The sequence below is a fragment of the Frigoribacterium sp. AC512 genome, assembly GCF_979258295.1.
Map to the genome: position 1 here is coordinate 3,146,542 of NZ_OZ409850.1, position 15,878 is coordinate 3,162,419.

Consider the following 15,878-nt stretch of genomic DNA (forward strand, 5'->3'; position numbering starts at 1 on the left):
TCAGTCGCCCTCGGCGGGGTAAGAGGGGTGCACGCGGAGCTCGGCGTCGTCCTCACCCCTGCCGGTGCCGTGCGGCGCCTCGGCCGAGTCCTGGCCCCCGACCTGGTCGCCCGCGGCGAGCGGTGCCGAGGAGGTGCCCCGCACCTCCCGGTGCCCGCCGTCGGCCGCGAGCACGGGGACCCCGTAGTGCACGACCTTCGTCAGCGTCAGCTCGTCGAGCAGCTCGGGGCCGTAGCCGAAGCCGGAGCCGCTCTCGCCGCGCGGCTGGGCTGATCCGCCCGGTGCTCCGCCGAAGACGGCGTTGATCTTGACGGTGCCGACGGGCAGGTCGGCCAGAGCCCGGTTCGCGTGCGCGATCGAGCCCGTGAGCACGGTCGCCGCGAGCCCGTGGCGGTCGTGGCAGGCGAGGCGCAGGGCCTCGTCGAAGTCGTCGACGACCTGCACGGGGGCGACGGGGCCGAAGGTCTCCTCCTGCATGATCGTCATGTGCGGCCGACAGCCCGTCAGCACCGTGGCGGGCCACCACGATCCCGGGCCCTCGGGGGTCGTGCCGCCGATCTCGACCGTCGCCCCGTCGGCGACGGCCTCGTCGACCTGGCGCTGCACCTCGGCACGGAGGCGGGCGTCGACGAGCGGGCCCATCTCGAGCCGGTCGTGGCGCCGGGCCGCCTCGGCGACGAGCGCCTCGACGAAGGCGGCGGCGACGTCCCGGTGCACGAAGATGCGCTCCACGCTGGTGCAGATCTGGCCCGCGTTGGCGAACGAGCCGATCGCCGCCTGCTCCGCCGCCCAGACGGGGTCGACGTCGCCGTCGACGATGAGGGCGTCGTTGCCGCCGTTCTCGAGCACGACGTGGGCGCCGGTCAGCGCGGCCATGCGCGCGATGCGCCGGCCCGTCGCGGTCGAGCCGACGTGGGCGACGGCGTCGACGCCCGGCTGCTCGGTGAGCGCGGCGCCCACGCCGCCGCCTCCCGAGACGGTGACGAGCACGTCGGGCGGCAGCGTCTCGGCGAGCACGCGGCCGAGCAGCTCGCCGACGTGCGGGCAGCGCTCGCTCGGCTTGTGCACGACCGTGCTGCCCGTGACGAGCGCGGCACCGATCAGGCCGCAGGCGACGGCGACGGGGTCGTTCCAGGGGGTGATCGCCGCGACGACGCCCCGGGGCTGGTCGATCGTGAAGTCGGCGGACTCTCGGCCCCCGACGAGGCTGAGGCCGCGGTGCACGGGCCCGAGCTCGGCGTACTGGCGCAGGGTGTCGGCACCGGCGAGCACCCCGCCGAGGGAGTCGTCGAACGGCTTGCCGGTCTCGCGCTGGTTGAGCGCGGCGAGCTCGGCGGCGTGCTCGCGGAGGGCCGCGGCGGCGCCGTGCAGCTGGGCGCCGCGGTCCGCGGCGGGCGTGCGCTCCCAGTCGTGCTGGGCGGCCCGCGCCCGGCGCACGGCCTCGACGACCTCGTCGCGGTCGGCCTCGCGGATCTCGCCCACCGTCGACCCGTCGCTCGGGTCGAGGACGGTCAGTACGCCGTCGGCCGCCGACCTGCCGACGACCGGGCCGGGCCGGTGGTCGTGCGCGACGTCGTCGTGCGGGTGCGCGTCGACGGCGTCGTCGGGGCGGGTGCCAGGGGCCCAGGTCGTCATGGAGGCGTCCTCTCGTGTCGGTGCTCGTGCCCTACCCCGGCTCGGCGCGCCTCACACGTGGTCGGGGTCGCGGGGCCGGGGCCGGGGCGGGGAGCGGACGGTGCAGGGGCAGGAGGGCGTTTGGCCACGAGGCCCGCAGGGCAGGGGGCCGACGAGAGAGAGGACCCCGTGCAGCCCGACACCACCGCACCCGCCCGCCCGGCGCCCGCCCGCCCGGCGCCCGACCGCCCCGCGTCGTCCCAGCCCGTCCCCGGCCTGCCGGAGCTGCATCCGCGCTTCGACGACGTCCACGAGATCGCCGTCCTCCGCGGCGGAGGCATCGGCGACCTCGTCTTCGCCCTGCCCGCGATCGAGGCGCTCGCCGCGGCGTACCCTGCGGCCCGCCTCACGCTGCTCGGCTCGCCCGTCCACCGGGCCCTGCTCGCCGGACGCACCTCCGGCGTCGACGAGGTCGACGTGCTGCCCGTCGTCCCCGGCGTCGGCGACGCGTCGGGCACCGAGGTCGACGCCGTCGCCACCGAGGAGTTCGTCGCTCGCCACCGTGCGCGCCGCTACGACCTGGCCGTGCAGGTGCACGGCGGGGGACGCAACTCGAACCCGTTCCTGCACCGGCTCGGCGCCCGGCACACGATCGGCACGCGGACCCCCGACGCGATCCCGCTCGAGCGCACGATCCCCTACGTCTACTACCAGCACGAGGTGCTGCGCGCCCTCGAGGTCGTGGCGCTCGCCGGCGCCTCCTCGTCGGGGCGTCCGGTGCTCTCGCCGACCCGGGCCGAGCGGGGCCGCGGGGCGGCGCTCGTCGGCGGTGGTCCGGCCGGCACGTCGGCCGGCGGAGACGGGCGCCCGGTCGTCGCGATCCACCCCGGGGCGAGCGACCCGAGGAGGCGGTGGTCGGCCGACCGGTTCGGCGAGCTCGCCGCTCGCCTCGCGCACCACGGCGTGCGGGTCGTGGTCGTCGGCGAGGGCGACGACGTGGCACTGGCCGACCGCGTCACGACCGTGGCCCACGAGCGCCGGCCGAGCCGCGCCTCCCTCGTGTCGTCGCTGGCGGGGCAGCTCGACCTCTCCGGCCTCGTGGGCGTGCTCGCGTCGGTCGACGCCTTCGTCGGGAACGACAGCGGGCCCCGGCACGTGGCGGAGGCCGTCGGGACGGCGACGAGCGCGGTCTTCTGGTTCGGCAACGTGATCAACGCGGGTGCCCTCGGCCGGACGAGGCACCGCGTCGCCATGGCGTTCAGCACGTCGTGTCCGGTGTGCGGAGTCGACATCACCCAGGTCGGCTGGACGGCGGAGCGCTGCGAGCACGACGCGAGCGTCGTCGACGGGGTGGGGCTCGACGAGGTGTGGGAGAACACCCGGGAGCTGCTCGACGGTGTGCTCGCGGGCCGCGGCACGTCTGTCCCCGTCCAGGAAGCCCGGTCCTGAGCGGGAGGTCGCGGTGAGGACGTCGCTCAGCGCGTCATGCGGTCCAGCGAGAAGGTCGAGGAGGCGAAGGGCCCGCCCTGGGGACCCGCGGGCTCGGCCGGCTCCCCGGTCTCGGGAGGGACGATCCCCGCGGGCTCGGGCAGGGGGCCGTCGACGACCGTCGAGGCTTCGTCCTGCGGCCGGAAGCCGACGGCCTCGCCTGCCGCGAGGTCCCACCACCCCTCGGCGTTGGCCGACACGGCGTAGAACACGGCCGCGTGCACGTCGGTCGTCATGGCGGCGACGAACGCGCGCACCGCGTCCGGCCGGCTGAGCCACGTGTGCAGCTGGCGGGAGTCCTCCGGCGCCTCGCCCCAGCTGCCGATGCGGAGCGCGATCGTGCTGAGGCCGAACTTGTCCGAGTAGAGGCGGCAGAGCGCCTCGCCGGCGACCTTCGAGACGCCGTAGAAGCCGTCGGGGCGCGGCGGCATGCCGACGTCGACGGTCGTGTCGGTGTCGTACGAGCCCGTGAGGCGGTTGCTGCTCGCGAAGACCACCCGGCCGACCCCCGCCCGGCGGGCCGCCTCGAGCACGTGGTACGTGCCCACCACGTTCACCGTGGCCAGGTCGTGGAAGTCCGCCTCGTCGCTGATGCCCCCCAGGTGGACGACGCCGACACAGCCTGCGAAGAGCTCGGTGAGGGCCTCGAGGTCGGCGACGTCGACGACCTCGCGCCGCTCGGCGGCGGCTGCGGGGTCCGCATCGGCCGAGATGCCGGTCGCGGTGGCCGGCGGCACCTCGACGACGTCGGTCGAGACGAGCTCGACGCCGAGCTCGTGCAGCGCGGAGCGGAGGTGCACCCCGATGCGGCCCGCGGCGCCGGTCACGGCCCAGCGTGCTCCTCGGAGGCGGGCGGCGTCGGGCTCGGCATGGTCGCTCATGCCCCTCACCGTACGGCTCGCCCCCGACGCTCGCTCGGCCCGCACATGCCGACCGTTCGCGTCGATCACTGTCCGTCGTACCCGGACATCCCCGCATCGCAGCGCGTGCGGTCGGCATCTGCGGAGCCACGCGCCACGCCGAGCCGGGCCCGGACAGCGGTCGAGCCCGGCACCTGTGCAGGTGCCGGGCTCGACCGGAGGGCGCGATGGATCGGCGCCCGGGTGGATCAGTGCTGGTCGCCGTCCTTGGCGCGCTCGGTGGCGAGACGGTCCTCGCTCATCGACTTGTCCTTCTGGCCCTGCGCGGTGAGCTCGGCGTCGTCGGTCTTCTTGCCGACGGCCTCCTCCACGTGTCCGGCTGCCTTCTGCACTGCGTCCTTGGCCTTGTCTCCGATGGACATGCGGTTCCTCCTCCTGCTGAGTCCCGGGATGTCCCGGCTGTGACGTGGACGGTAGGCCCGCAGCGCCGCCACGGGCCGCCGCTCGGGATGTTCCCAGGAGGCGATCGGCCAGTGGTCAGCGCCGGGGCGGCGGCCTAGACCTCGCGGCCGGCGGGCATCTGCGTCTTGCGGGGGTCGGTCTCGGCGAGCCCCTCGAAGATCGACTCGATCTTCGCGAGCACGTCGGCCTCGAGCACGACGCCCGACGCCTTCGCGTTCGACTCGACCTGCTCCGGACGCGAGGCCCCGATGATCGCCGACGCGACGTTCTCGTTGGACAGCACCCAGGCCAGCGACAGCTGCGCCTGCGTGAGGCCGAGGTCGTCCGCGACCGGCTTCAGCTGGGCCACGGCGTCGAGCACGTCGTCGCCCATCCAGCGCTCGATCATCGCGGCGCCGCCCTTCTGGTCGGTGGCCCGGCTGCCCGAGGGCAGCTCGCCGCCCTTGGTGTACTTGCCGGTGAGCACGCCCTGGGCGACGGGCGACCAGACGATCTGCGAGATGCCGAGCTCCTTCGAGGCCGGGACGACCTCCTCCTCGATGACCCGCCAGAGCAGCGAGTACTCGGGCTGGTTCGAGACGAGCTGGATCTTGAGCTCACGGGCGAGCGCGTGCGCCTCGCGCAGCTGCTCGGCGTTCCACTCGGAGACGCCGATGTACAGCACCTTGCCCTGGCGGACGAGGTCGGCGAACGTCTCCATCGTCTCCTCGAGGGGAGTCTCGACGTCGTAGCGGTGCGCCTGGTACAGGTCGACGTAGTCCGTCTGCAGCCGCTTCAGCGACCCGTTGATCGACTCGGTGATGTGCTTGCGGCTGAGGCCGGTGTCGTTGTGGCCCTTGGGGCCGGTCGGGCCGTAGACCTTGGTGAAGATCTCGACCGACTCGCGGCGCTCGCCCTTCAGCGCCTCGCCGAGCACGACCTCCGCCTGCGTGTTCGCGTAGACGTCGGCCGTGTCGAAGGTCGAGATCCCGACGTCGAGCGAGGCGCGGACGCACGCGGTCGCCGTGTCGTTCTCGACCTGCGAGCCGTGGGTCAGCCAGTTGCCGAACGTGAGCTCGGAGACCTTGAGTCCTGAGTTGCCGAGGTACCTGAATTCCATGGGGTTCTCCTTGTCGGGGGCGCTCCGCTGCGCACCGCCGTCGACGCTACGCCTCGGCGGCGTGAACGTTCACGCCGGGGTACGCCCGCCTGCGGCGACGGCGAGTGGTCAGCTCCTGTCCTCCCCGGCTCGGTGAGGGACAGCACCTGACCACTCGAGCGCGACAGGGCCGAGCCGAGGAGGCGAGGGCTGGCTCACCGGAGCCGGCCGGCTGCCGATCAGGGCCAGCTGTCCTCCTCCGGGTGCGTCACGACGAGCTCGCGGATCTCGCTGGTCGCGGGCATCCCGAGCACGTAGAGCACGGCGTCGGCGACGTCCGACGGATCCTGCAGGCGGGAGTCGTCCTGCGGCTTGTACTGCTCGTCGCGGGCGTCGAAGAAGCGCGTCTTCATGCCCGACGGGATGAGCGTCGTCACGCCGACGACGCCCTTCAGCTCGGCCGCGAGCGAGCGCGTGAAGCCGACCACGCCGAACTTCGAGGCGCAGTACGCGGTCGCGTCGCCGACGGCCTTGATGCCGAGCGACGACGCCACGGTGACGACCTTGCCGCGCGACTGCTTGAGGTGCGGCAGCGCGGCGCGCACGGTCGAGACGGTGCCGAACAGGTTGACGCCGACGATCGCCTCCCAGCTCGCGGTGCTGATGCCGTCGAGCGGCGCGGGGGTGTCGATGCCCGCGGCGGTGACGACCGCGTCGAGGCCGCCGTGCGCCTCCGCGGCCGAGGTGACCGCCGCCTCCACGGCTGCCGAGTCGGACACGTCGACCTGGTGTGCCTCGACGCCCTCGGCCACGCGGGAGACGTCGAGGTCGAGCACGATCGGCGTGCCGCCGGCCCGGAGCACGGCGTGCGCGACGGCCGCGCCGAGTCCGCTGGCACCGCCGGTCACGATCACGCGGCCAGGGCCGCGACGGCCCTCGGCGCCGGTGCCGGTGCTGGTGTGGGTCGTGCGGGTGTCGGTCGAGGTCATGGGTGGTTCCTTCCGTAGGGGACATGGGTGTCGTGCGGCGCGGGCGGCCCGGTGCACGGGCGACGACGAGGAGGCGCGGGTCAGCCCACGCGCTCCAGCGCCGACGCGAGCCTCGTCGTCGACCGCCCGGGGTGGAACGGCACCGTGACGGTGCGCCCTCCCCAGCCGGCGACGAGCGAGGCCTCCGGCAGGGTGTCGGCGGTGTAGTCCCCGCCCTTCACCCACAGGTCGGGCCGGACGCGGTCGAGCACGGCGTGCGGGGTGTCCTCGTCGAAGACGACCACGGCGTCGACGCACTCGAGCGCGAGCAGCAGGTCGACGCGGTCGCCCTGCGACATGATCGGCCGCTCGGGCCCTTTGAGCCGCGTGACCGACTCGTCGCTGTTGAGGCACACGACCAGGCAGTCGCCGAGGGCGCGGGCGCCGGCGAGGGTGCGCGCGTGGCCGGCGTGCAGGAGGTCGAAGCAGCCGCCGGTCGCGACGACCGTGCCGCCCTCGGCGCGCACCCGTCGCGCGACGGCCAGGGCGTCGACGCCGGGGAGGGCGACGGGCGCCGGAGGCGCGGGCTCGGACCCGGCGTCCGTCCCGGACCGCAGCGCCTCCAGGTCGAGCACCGCGACCCCGCCCGCGCCGAGGAACCACGCCGCCGACCGCACCGCCGTCGCCAGCGCCTCGTCGAGCGACGAGCCGCCGTGCAGCGCCACCGCGAGGGCGGACGCCAACCGGTCGCCTGCGCCGCACGGGTCGGCCGAGTCGACGGAGGGCGCCGGCACGTGAGCGGGCACGCCGTCGGGCCCTGCCGTGGCGAGCACCGCCCCGCGTGCGCCGAGGGTCACGGCGACGGCACCGACCTGCCACCGGTCGCGGAGGTCGCCCGCGACGGCGCCGGCCGAGGCGACGTCGCCGACGACCGAGCCGTGCAGCGCAGAGGCCTCGCCCTGGTTGGGGGTGACGACCGTGCAGCCGACGACGGGAGGGGAGCCCTTCGGGTGCGGGTCCCAGACGACCGGCGTGCCGCGCTCGGCGACCTGTCGCAGTGCCTCGCGCAGCCGCTGGACACCGGTCAGGCCGCGACCGTAGTCGGCGACGACGACGGCGTCGGCCGAGAGCACGGCGTCGACCATCTCGTCGGTGACGAGCGGCTCGGGGGCGGCGCCGCAGTGGTCGTCGACGCGGGCGATCGCGTGCCCGCCCTCGGCGCGCACGCGGGTCTTGGTGGGGGTGCCCGCGCGCAGGTCGCCCGCGACGACGGGCACGGTGCCGAGGGCACGTCGCAGGTCGTCGGCGCCGGCGTCGTCGGACAGGGCCGTGACCAGGCGCACGGCCGTGCCGTCGAGGGCGAGCATCGCGGCCACCAGGCCGGCGCCTCCTGCCCTCGTGGTGCGCGACGACACGTCGAGCACGGGCACGGGGCCGTCGGGGCTGAGGCGAGTCGCGGTGCCGACCACGTCGACGTCGAGCAGGGCGTCCCCGACGACGACGATCCCGCCGCCACGCATGCCGCCGCCTCCGCGCACGCCGCCGCTCACGGGCGCGCCCCCGCGGGACGCAGCCCCGCACGGTCGGGACCGGTCGACCCGGTGCGCTCCACCTCCGCGTCGAACACGAGGCAGAGGGCGTGCACGGCGATCAGCTGCGCCTCCTGCACGTTCGACGAGGGGCCGGGCAGGGTGACGGCGTCGTCGCAGACGGACGAGAGCGGGTTCGGGCCGGGGCCGGTCAGCGCCCAGGTCGTCACGCCGATCCCGCGGGCGGCCTCGGCGGCCTCGATCAGGTTGCTGCTGGCGCCGCTCGTCGAGAGCAGCACGAGCACGTCGCCCTCGCGTCCGTGGCCGCGCACCTGGCGGGCGAAGACCTGCTCGTAGCCGTAGTCGTTGCCGATCGCGGTCACCGCGCTCGACTCGGCGTGCAGCGAGATGGCCGAGAAGGAGGGGCGGTCCGCGGCGAACCGTCCGACGAACTCGCTCGTGAGGTGCTGGGCCTCCGCGGCCGAGCCCCCGTTGCCGGCGGCGAGCAGGCGGGCGCCCCCGCAGAGCCGCTCGGCGAGCTCCACGCCCCAGTCGCGGAGGTGCTCGGCCTCGTCGCGGAGCGCCCGCAGGACGGGGTCGAGGGTGACGAGGTGCTCACGGACGACCTCGGCGAGGTCGAGCGCGGGCGCGGGCGCAGCCGTCGCCGTCGCAGGCGCCCCAGCCGGCGCCGCCGCGGGTCCCGTGATCGGTGGCGCGTCGGGCGCGGCGTGCTCTGCCGGGCTCGTGGCCGTGCGCACGATCGTGATCGGCCGGGTGCGGACGAGCGAGGTCACAGGGTGGCTCCCTTCGTGGAGGCGAAGTCGGTGCGGTCGGTGTGGTCCGTGTGCTCGGTGCGCCCGGCGGGGCCTGCGGCGCGCGTGCGGGCGACCGTCGACCGGTAGCTGCGGTCGGTGCCGGCGGCGACGCGGTCCCACGAGTAGCGGCTGCGGGCACGGCGCCGGCCCTCGCGCCCGTACTGCGCGGCGGTGGCGGGCGAGTCGAGCAGGACGCCGAGTGCCCCGGCCACCGCCTCGGGGTCGCGCGGCGGCACGAGCCGCCCGGTGCGCCCGTCGACGACGGTGTCGATCAGCCCGCCCACGGAGGCGGCGACCACGGGCACGCCGCAGGCCATCGCCTCGAGCGGCACGATGCCGAACGGCTCGTACCAGGGGGCGCAGACCAGGGCGTCGAGCGAGCGGAGCACCGTCGGCAGCTCGGCCTGGGGCACCTGGCCCCGGAACTCGACCCGGTCGCGCACGCCGAGCTCGTCGGCCAGGGCGGCCAGTGCGCGGTAGGTCTCGTCCTCCGCGAGGCGCTCGCGCGGCGGCCCTCCGACGACGAGCAGCTCGACGTCGCGGCCCTCGTCGACGAGCCGGGCGAGCGCGCTGATCGCGGTGCCGTGGCCCTTGCGGGTGACCAGGCGGCCCACGGTGGCGATCCTCGTCGGCCGGCGCCGCGCCTCCTGCGGGCCCTCGGGGGTGAAGAGCGCGGTGTCGACGCCGCAGGGCGCCACGTCGATGCGGTCGGCGTCGATCCCGATGCCGCGCAGCTCGAAGACCTCGTCCGAGCAGGTCGCGATCACGGTGTCGACCGTGCGGCCGACCTGCGGCTCGAGCTGCGCGCGCTCGGGCGGGCTCGTGTCGAGGAGGCCCTGGTGGCAGCGCTTCACGTGGCCGAGCGCGTGGAAAGTCTGCACGACCGGGACCGTCCTGCCCTGGCCGGCGTCGCGCACCGAGGGGCGGCGGGCGGCGTCGAGCGACGCGACGCCGCTCATCCAGAAGTGGGCGTGCACGACGTCGGGCCGGTCCGCGAGCCACGCCTGCTCGAGGCCGTCGGCGAGGGCCGCCATGTGGGGCAGCAGCTCGTCCTTGGGCACGTGCTCGGCGGGGCCCGCCGCGACGTGGACCACCGTGACGCCCGACGGCATCACGACCCGGTCGGACAGGCCGGCGTCGTCGCGCCGTGTGTAGACGACGACGTCGTGCCCGCGGCGGACGAGCGCGGCGGACAGCTCCGCGACGTGCACGTTCTGGCCGCCGGCGTCGACGCCGCCGAGCACGGCCAGGGGGCTGGCGTGCTCCGAGACCATCGCGATCCTCATGCGTTCGTCCTCTCGTTCGTGCTCGTCCCAGCCGTGCCGGCCGCAGCACGCGGGCCGTCCGCGAGCACCGCCTCCAGCACGGCGTCCCACTCGGCCAGGAACCGTCCGAGCCCGTACCGCTCGAGCGCGTGCGTCCGGGCGGCCTCGCCGGCCGCGCGGGCCGCGTCGGGGTCGGCGACGAGCTCGCGGGCCGCGCGGACCAGGACGTCGAGGTCGGTCGAGACCGCCCCCGCGCGCGCCGGCACCGCCCGGTACGCCTCGGTCGTGGCCAGCGCGACGACGGGCATCCCGGCCTGCATGGCCTCGATCAGCGAGAGGCCGAGCGACGTCCAGCGGACCGGGTGCAGGTAGACGCGGCACTCCGAGAGGCGGCGATGGAGGCGCGCGGTCGGAAGGTCGCCGACCACCGTCATCGAGTCGGGGCCGAGCCCGAGGGCGTCGGGCAGGCCCTCCGCTCCCATGCCGAAGACGTCGAGGGGCGCGGCCTCCGCGAAGCGCGGCAGCAGGTCGCTGCCGGTGACCCGCCAGCGGCGCACCGGCTCGTTGACGACGACGCCGAGGCGGGCGCGCTCGCCGGTGTAGAGGGGCCCGGGGTCGACGACGCCGTGCTCGATCGTCACGGTCGGTGCGTCGCCGCAGTCCCAGAAGAGGGAGTTGAACGCGGTCACGTGCGCGACGAGCACGTCGTCGCGACCGGAGAGCGGGTGGACCGAGTTCGGCACGGACTCGCGGGGGGCGTTGTGCTCGACGAACACGGCGGGCACCCGGCCCGCGCCGGTGCCGAGCCGGCGGCCGAGGAGGCGCTCGGCCACCGCCAGCTCGTCGGTGCGCTGCAGCACGACGAGGTCGACGCCGGCGTCGCGGAGGTCGTCGGGGTGCACCTCGCGGACGCTCTCCGGCCAGTCGCGACCGGCACGGCCGAGGCCCCACGCGCCTCCCTCGGGCGTCGTCGGCAGGAGGTACTCGTGCCGCCCCCGGACGAACGCGTCGGCCCAGCCGCCGTGCACGTGCCAGAGCAGGATCCTCATCGGGTCGCCTCCTGGAGGGTCGGGGCCGGGGCGGCGTCGGGGACGGCGGCGGGGGCCGAGGAGGCGCGGGTCGCGCGGGTCGCACCGGTCGCGCTCCCCGACGAGGTCGTGCCGGGCACGCCCACCAGGCCCGTGAGCGCCGCGACGACATCGTGCGCCGTCACCTGCCCGAGGCACGGGTGCCCGGGGACGGGGCACTCGCGCGCCCGCGTGCCGCGGCAGGCGGCCTGCTGGTCGCCGAGCAGTGCGACCGGGACCCCGTACGGAGCCCAGCGCCCGGCCGGGACGACGGGGGAGAAGAGGCTGACGACCGGAGTGCCGACGGCGGCGCTGAGGTGCGCGGGTCCGGTGTTGCCCGTGACCGTCGCGGCGGCGCCGGCGAGGACGCCCGACAGCCCGGCGAGGTCGGTGCGGCCGCCGAGGTCGACGCCCGAGGTGCCGGCGACGGCGCGCGTCAGCTCGGCCTCGGCGGGGGAGCCCGTGACGAGCACCCGCCAGCCGGCCGCCGCCAGGGCGACGACCGCCTCCTCGTTGCGCTCGGGTGACCAGGCGCGGGCCGGGACGGCGGCGCCCGGGTGGACGACGACGTAGGGGCGGTCGCCGAGCTCGGCGATGCCCAGCTCGGACACGTCCGGCCCGGGCAGCACCGCGAGGCGGCCGTCGTCGTCGGCGGGCAGCTCGAAGCCGGCAGCTCTCGCGATCGCGAGGGCGCGCAGCGGCTCGGGCTGGTCCTCGTCGAGGGTCTCGCCGGGCTTCAGTCGCACGTCGAGCAGGCTGCCCGCGTAGTCGGTGCTCGCTCCGCTGATCCGTTCGACGCCGGCGAGGCGGAGCAGCAGCGCGAGCGGCAGCGGCGACTGGTGGAACGACGTGAGCAGCACGGCCTCGTCGGGGCGGGCCTCGGCGAGCAGCTCGGCCAGCGCGGCGACGTGATCGGGGGTCGCGGCGGGGGCAGGGTCGACGATCCACGGCGCGGCCCAGGTCAGCACGCGGTCGACGCCGGGCAGGAGGCGACCCGCGGCAGCGCCCTGCGGGCCGCAGAGCAGGATCACCTCGGTGTCGGGGGCGGCGGCCACGGCACGCACGGCCGGGCCCGAGACGAGCACGTCGCCAGCGCTATCGAGGCGGGCGACGAGGACGCGGCGGGTCACGAGGTCGCCTCGCGCTCGGGGGACGGAAGTACGCGCGACGTCGCCGAGCCGGCGCGCGACGCGACCTGCGCCAGGTGGGCGAGCGCCAGGTCGACCGCCTCGCGGAGGTCGGCCGCGACGACGTCGGCGTCGGCGATCTCGGCGGGCAGCGTGACCGGGGTCGGCACCAGGACCCCCAGCGCCCCCGCCGCGCGCGCGGCGCCCACGTCCGCGCCGATGTCTCCGATGACGACGCAGTGCGCGGGGTCGACCCCGAGCGTCTCCGCCGCCTGCAGCACGAGGCCGGGGGCGGGCTTGCGGCAGCGGCAGCCGTCCTCGGCGACGTGCGGGCACACGGCCCAGGTGCCGAACGCGCCGAGCAGCTCGTCGACCCGCGCGGCGACGTCGTCGACCTGGTCGCGCGTGATCAGGCCGCGGCCCACCGCGGACTGGTTGGTGAGCACGCCGGTGGCGACGCCGACCTCGCGGACCGCGGCCACCGCCTCCTCGGCCCCCGGCACCAGCTGCACGAGGTCGGGGTCGCCGTTGTGGGGCACGTCGACGACGAGCGTGCCGTCGCGGTCGAACAGCACCGCCGAGGGCACCGCGAGGGGCCACGAGGAGGCGCGGGTCGACGAGGTCATGCCAACGCCGTGCCCCGAGGCGCCCCCGCCGAAACGTGCACAGATCACCTTTCTGTCGAAGCCCTCCTGTTCGGGCGGCGGGCGGTCCGGCGCGGCAGGCTGTCGGGATGGACCGCCTCCCCGAGAAGGACGACACCCCTGAGTTCCTGGCGCTGCGCGCCCTCAAGCTGGGCGACCTGCTCGTCGCCGTGCCCGCGCTGCACGCGATCCGCCGCTCGCGGCCCGACCACCGCCTGGTGCTCGCCGTGCCCGGTTGGCTCGAGCCGGTCGCCGAGCTCGTCGGAGGGATCGACGTGCTCTGGCCGACCCCGGGGCTCGACCACCCGCTCGGCATCGAGCCGGGGCGGATCGACACGGCGATGAACCTGCACGGCGACGGTCCCGAGAGCCGCGGGGTGCTCGAGCAGCTGCAGCCGCGGGTGCGGCTGGGTCACGCGAGCCCCGGGTGGGAGGGCCCGGAGTGGGAGGACCACGTGCTCGAGCGGCACCGCTGGGCGCGGCTGGCGAGCGAGCACGGGATGCCCGCCGACCAGGAGGACATCGGCATCGCCCGCCCCGACCTGCCGAGCGCCGCGCCCGGTGCGGTCGTCGTGCACGTGGGGGCCTTCTACGGCTCGCGGCACTGGCCCGTCGACCGCTTCGCGACAGTCGTGCGCGAGCTCCGTGAGGAGGGACGGCGGGTCGTGCTCACCGGCAGCGAGAAGGAGCGGCCGCGTGCGCTCGAGGTCGCGGCGCTCGCCGGACTCGACGACGAGGTCGTCGCCGCGGACGTGCTCGCCGGCATGGTCGACCTGGCCGAGATGGCCGCGGTCGTGGCCGACGCCTCCGTCGTGGTCTCGGTCGACACCGGGGCGGCGCACCTGGCCTCGGCCTACGCCACGCCTTCGGTCGTGCTCTTCGGGCCTGCTCCGCCCGAGGAGTGGGGCCCGCCCGCGAGCGGCCCGCACGTGGTCCTCACGGACGCGAGCCTGCGCGTCGGCGACACCTTCGGCAGCGAGTGCGACCCTGCCCTGCTCGCCGTGCAGCCCGCCGACGTGCTCGCCGCGGCCAGGGAGGTCGCGCGCAGCCTCGACGGGATCGGCGCGTGACGACGGACGACTCCTTCTTCGCGGCGCTCGCCGCAGACCTGCAGTCCGAGCCCGACCTGAGGGTGACGGTGCAGCGGGCCGTCGGCTACGTCCGTGCGCTGACGCGGTGCGACGAGGTGGCGGTGCGACTGCACGTCGGGGGCTCCGCGGCGCCTCGGGCTGCGGCGACGTCGTCGCGGGGAGAGCGGCTCGACGGGCTGCGCGACGAGCACGGGTCGGCCGCCGCCGACGAGACCGTCCCCGACGAGGTCGAAGGGGTCGTGCTCGTCGACGACACCGCGCACGATCCGAGCTGGCCCGCGTGGGCCGCCGCGCTCGCCGCGGAGGGAGTCGGCAGCGTGCTGACCGTGCCCCTCGCCGCGCGGGGCTCGTCGCTCGGCCTGCTCTCGCTCTACGCCGCTGAGGCGGGGTCGCTGAGGCGCTGGGCGGACGACGACTCGCTGGAGCTGCTGGTGCGGCAGGTCGCGGTGGCACTGGTCGACCTGCGCGCCGCCGAGGACCTCGAGACCGTCCGTGAGGCGCGCACGCTCGTCGGACAGGCCCAGGGCATCCTCATGGAGCGCCACGACCTCGACGCCGACCAGGCCTTCGCGGTGCTGCGGCGCTACTCGCAGCAGGGCAACGTCAAGCTCCGCGACGTCGCGGCGCAGCTCGTGCGCACACGGCGGCTGCCGGAGGGGCGTCCAGGCCGCTGACGGCGGGGTCCGCTCGGGGCGCACGTCATGACGATGCCGTGAGGTCGAGCCGCGGCCGGTCGCGCGTGGACGTTCCTGGGCTCTGCCCCGTGGAGCACGTCACGGTCGCAGCCGAGTCGCTCCCGGCCTTCGTCCTCGACGTGCGAGCTACAGGACGAGCCGGCGGTCGACGACGTCCTGCGCCACGTCGCGGAGCGGCAGCCGGTGCGACCGTGCGTGGCTCCTGAGCAGGGAGAACGCCGAGGCGACGGTCGTGCTGCGCTCGTAGGAGAGGTATCCCTTGGCCTGCTCGATCACGACCCGGCTCTCGAGGGCGTAGGCCAGCTGGTCCGCGAGGGCGGTCCGCTCGTCGTTCTCCCGTCGCTGGCTGAGGCCGGTGCCGACGACGCGCAGCATCGAGGTGATCAGCGACACCTCGGGCTCGCTGAGCTCTCCGGCCTCGGCCAGGAAGACGTTGACGCCTCCCACCGCCACCCCGTCGACCTCGAGGGGCAGCGCCAGAGCTCCGCTGAGCCCCGCGGCGAGGGCGGTCTCGGTGAAGTCCGGCCACCGGTCGTGGACGGCCCGGACGTCGGGGACGGCGAGCAGCTCGCCGCGCGCGATGCTCTCGATGCAGGGTCCGCCCTCGACGCCGAGCTGGGCCTCCTCGACGTCGAGGGTGCGTTCGTGGGTCGAGGCGACCGCACGGTAGGTGCGGTCGTCGGCACGGAGGATCACGGCGGCCTCGACGGCGCCCGTGTGCTCCGTGCACGCCCGGACGAGGAGGTCGAGCGCGTCGACGAGCTCGCGGCCGGAGCGGAGGGCCTCGACGAGCTCGACGAACACGGACGCGATGTCGGCGTCGCGTCCGGCGTCAGCCATGCTTCGCTGCGTCCCCGGGGCGGGAGCCGGGGGCCGGCACCGGCTCGGGCCTCGTGGTGAGCCCGGAGCCGCTGTTCGCGGCGTGCATCAGCACTGCCAGCCAGTCCTGGTTCATGGACTCCGCAGCGGCCTTCTCGACCCGGAACCGCATGGCCACCGCCGGGTGCATCCAGAGGGACTCCTCGACGGGCTCGGGCCCCGTGTCGTCGGTCCAGGTGAACAGGAAGCACTCGCCGCGCCGCAGCTTGGTGACGACGACGGTGCGGAGATGGGCGAGCAACCGGTCGTCGAGCGTGACGTCGATCGACGTCGGGCCATAGGTGAACGTGCCCATC

At 75.6% G+C, this 15,878-nt stretch carries 16 protein-coding genes; 3 read left to right on the plus strand and 13 right to left on the minus strand.

Features of this window, described 5'->3' with window-relative positions; translation table 11 throughout:
• Positions 1–1,635 (minus strand): aldehyde dehydrogenase family protein, encoded by a 1,635-nt coding sequence (locus tag ACZZ97_RS14515; RefSeq protein ID WP_463473600.1) that lies wholly within the window; start codon positions 1,633–1,635, stop codon positions 1–3.
• Between the two features lie 168 nt (positions 1,636–1,803).
• Here ACZZ97_RS14515 and ACZZ97_RS14520 point away from each other — a divergent pair, with 168 nt between their 5' ends.
• Positions 1,804–3,063, plus strand: coding sequence for a glycosyltransferase family 9 protein (locus tag ACZZ97_RS14520; RefSeq protein WP_463473601.1), 1,260 nt, complete (start codon positions 1,804–1,806; stop codon positions 3,061–3,063).
• A 26-nt stretch (positions 3,064–3,089) separates the two neighbouring features.
• Here the strand turns inward: ACZZ97_RS14520 and ACZZ97_RS14525 are convergent, their stop codons facing one another.
• The 10 genes from ACZZ97_RS14525 to ACZZ97_RS14570 all read right to left on the minus strand — a co-directional run bounded on the left by ACZZ97_RS14525 (position 3,090) and on the right by ACZZ97_RS14570 (position 12,899).
• Positions 3,090–3,983, minus strand: coding sequence for an NAD-dependent epimerase/dehydratase family protein (locus ACZZ97_RS14525; RefSeq protein WP_463473602.1), 894 nt, complete (start codon positions 3,981–3,983; stop codon positions 3,090–3,092).
• A gap of 227 nt (positions 3,984–4,210) precedes the next feature.
• Positions 4,211–4,384 carry a CsbD family protein gene (locus tag ACZZ97_RS14530; RefSeq protein ID WP_123548416.1) on the minus strand — a complete coding sequence of 58 codons (174 nt, stop codon included), beginning with the start codon at positions 4,382–4,384 and terminating at the stop codon, positions 4,211–4,213.
• Between the two features lie 134 nt (positions 4,385–4,518).
• On the minus strand, positions 4,519–5,523 hold the full coding sequence (locus tag ACZZ97_RS14535; protein WP_463473603.1) for an aldo/keto reductase family protein: 1,005 nt from the start codon (positions 5,521–5,523) through the stop codon (positions 4,519–4,521).
• Between the two features lie 218 nt (positions 5,524–5,741).
• Positions 5,742–6,491, minus strand: a complete 750-nt coding sequence (locus ACZZ97_RS14540; RefSeq protein WP_463473604.1) for an SDR family oxidoreductase — start codon at positions 6,489–6,491, stop codon at positions 5,742–5,744.
• A gap of 80 nt (positions 6,492–6,571) precedes the next feature.
• Positions 6,572–7,990, minus strand: a complete 1,419-nt coding sequence (locus ACZZ97_RS14545; protein WP_463473812.1) for a PfkB family carbohydrate kinase — start codon at positions 7,988–7,990, stop codon at positions 6,572–6,574.
• A 26-nt stretch (positions 7,991–8,016) separates the two neighbouring features.
• Positions 8,017–8,793, minus strand: coding sequence for a D-sedoheptulose-7-phosphate isomerase (locus ACZZ97_RS14550; protein ID WP_463473605.1), 777 nt, complete (start codon positions 8,791–8,793; stop codon positions 8,017–8,019).
• Positions 8,790–10,100 carry a glycosyltransferase gene (locus tag ACZZ97_RS14555; protein WP_463473606.1) on the minus strand — a complete coding sequence of 437 codons (1,311 nt, stop codon included), beginning with the start codon at positions 10,098–10,100 and terminating at the stop codon, positions 8,790–8,792. Before ACZZ97_RS14555 ends, ACZZ97_RS14550 begins: the two co-directional genes overlap by 4 nt.
• Positions 10,097–11,128 carry a glycosyltransferase gene (locus ACZZ97_RS14560; protein ID WP_463473607.1) on the minus strand — a complete coding sequence of 344 codons (1,032 nt, stop codon included), beginning with the start codon at positions 11,126–11,128 and terminating at the stop codon, positions 10,097–10,099. Before ACZZ97_RS14560 ends, ACZZ97_RS14555 begins: the two co-directional genes overlap by 4 nt.
• Entirely contained in the window at positions 11,125–12,276 is a 1,152-nt protein-coding gene (locus ACZZ97_RS14565; protein ID WP_463473608.1) for a glycosyltransferase family 9 protein, read from the minus strand. The genes ACZZ97_RS14560 and ACZZ97_RS14565 overlap by 4 nt, the downstream gene beginning before the upstream one ends.
• Positions 12,273–12,899 carry a D-glycero-alpha-D-manno-heptose-1,7-bisphosphate 7-phosphatase gene (locus ACZZ97_RS14570; RefSeq protein ID WP_463473609.1) on the minus strand — a complete coding sequence of 209 codons (627 nt, stop codon included), beginning with the start codon at positions 12,897–12,899 and terminating at the stop codon, positions 12,273–12,275. The genes ACZZ97_RS14565 and ACZZ97_RS14570 overlap by 4 nt, the downstream gene beginning before the upstream one ends.
• A gap of 107 nt (positions 12,900–13,006) precedes the next feature.
• Here ACZZ97_RS14570 and ACZZ97_RS14575 point away from each other — a divergent pair, with 107 nt between their 5' ends.
• Both ACZZ97_RS14575 and ACZZ97_RS14580 read left to right on the plus strand, forming a co-directional pair.
• Positions 13,007–13,987: a glycosyltransferase family 9 protein gene (locus tag ACZZ97_RS14575; protein WP_463473610.1), complete on the plus strand. Its 981-nt coding sequence runs from the start codon at positions 13,007–13,009 to the stop codon at positions 13,985–13,987.
• On the plus strand, positions 13,984–14,682 hold the full coding sequence (locus ACZZ97_RS14580) for a GAF and ANTAR domain-containing protein (protein ID WP_158614686.1): 699 nt from the start codon (positions 13,984–13,986) through the stop codon (positions 14,680–14,682). The genes ACZZ97_RS14575 and ACZZ97_RS14580 overlap by 4 nt, the downstream gene beginning before the upstream one ends.
• Before the next feature lie 147 nt (positions 14,683–14,829).
• Here the strand turns inward: ACZZ97_RS14580 and ACZZ97_RS14585 are convergent, their stop codons facing one another.
• Both ACZZ97_RS14585 and ACZZ97_RS14590 read right to left on the minus strand, forming a co-directional pair.
• The gene (locus ACZZ97_RS14585) at positions 14,830–15,543 is read right to left on the minus strand and encodes an ANTAR domain-containing protein (RefSeq protein ID WP_463473611.1); all 714 of its coding nucleotides are present in this window, start codon (positions 15,541–15,543) and stop codon (positions 14,830–14,832) included.
• The gene (locus ACZZ97_RS14590) at positions 15,536–15,877 is read right to left on the minus strand and encodes a DUF7882 family protein (protein ID WP_463473612.1); all 342 of its coding nucleotides are present in this window, start codon (positions 15,875–15,877) and stop codon (positions 15,536–15,538) included. Before ACZZ97_RS14590 ends, ACZZ97_RS14585 begins: the two co-directional genes overlap by 8 nt.
• Between the last annotated feature and the right edge of the window lies 1 nt (position 15,878).

Coding starts and splice junctions, on each gene's coding strand:
- ACZZ97_RS14515 (WP_463473600.1), bottom strand. CDS start 1,635: ATGACGACCTGGGCCCCTGGCACCCGCCCCGACGACGCCGTCGACGCG.
- ACZZ97_RS14525 (WP_463473602.1), bottom strand. CDS start 3,983: ATGAGCGACCATGCCGAGCCCGACGCCGCCCGCCTCCGAGGAGCACGC.
- ACZZ97_RS14530 (WP_123548416.1), bottom strand. CDS start 4,384: ATGTCCATCGGAGACAAGGCCAAGGACGCAGTGCAGAAGGCAGCCGGA.
- ACZZ97_RS14535 (WP_463473603.1), bottom strand. CDS start 5,523: ATGGAATTCAGGTACCTCGGCAACTCAGGACTCAAGGTCTCCGAGCTC.
- ACZZ97_RS14540 (WP_463473604.1), bottom strand. CDS start 6,491: ATGACCTCGACCGACACCCGCACGACCCACACCAGCACCGGCACCGGC.
- ACZZ97_RS14545 (WP_463473812.1), bottom strand. CDS start 7,990: ATGCGTGGCGGCGGGATCGTCGTCGTCGGGGACGCCCTGCTCGACGTC.
- ACZZ97_RS14555 (WP_463473606.1), bottom strand. CDS start 10,100: ATGAGGATCGCGATGGTCTCGGAGCACGCCAGCCCCCTGGCCGTGCTC.
- ACZZ97_RS14560 (WP_463473607.1), bottom strand. CDS start 11,128: ATGAGGATCCTGCTCTGGCACGTGCACGGCGGCTGGGCCGACGCGTTC.
- ACZZ97_RS14570 (WP_463473609.1), bottom strand. CDS start 12,899: ATGACCTCGTCGACCCGCGCCTCCTCGTGGCCCCTCGCGGTGCCCTCG.
- ACZZ97_RS14575 (WP_463473610.1), top strand. CDS start 13,007: ATGGACCGCCTCCCCGAGAAGGACGACACCCCTGAGTTCCTGGCGCTG.
- ACZZ97_RS14585 (WP_463473611.1), bottom strand. CDS start 15,543: ATGGCTGACGCCGGACGCGACGCCGACATCGCGTCCGTGTTCGTCGAG.
- ACZZ97_RS14590 (WP_463473612.1), bottom strand. CDS start 15,877: ATGGGCACGTTCACCTATGGCCCGACGTCGATCGACGTCACGCTCGAC.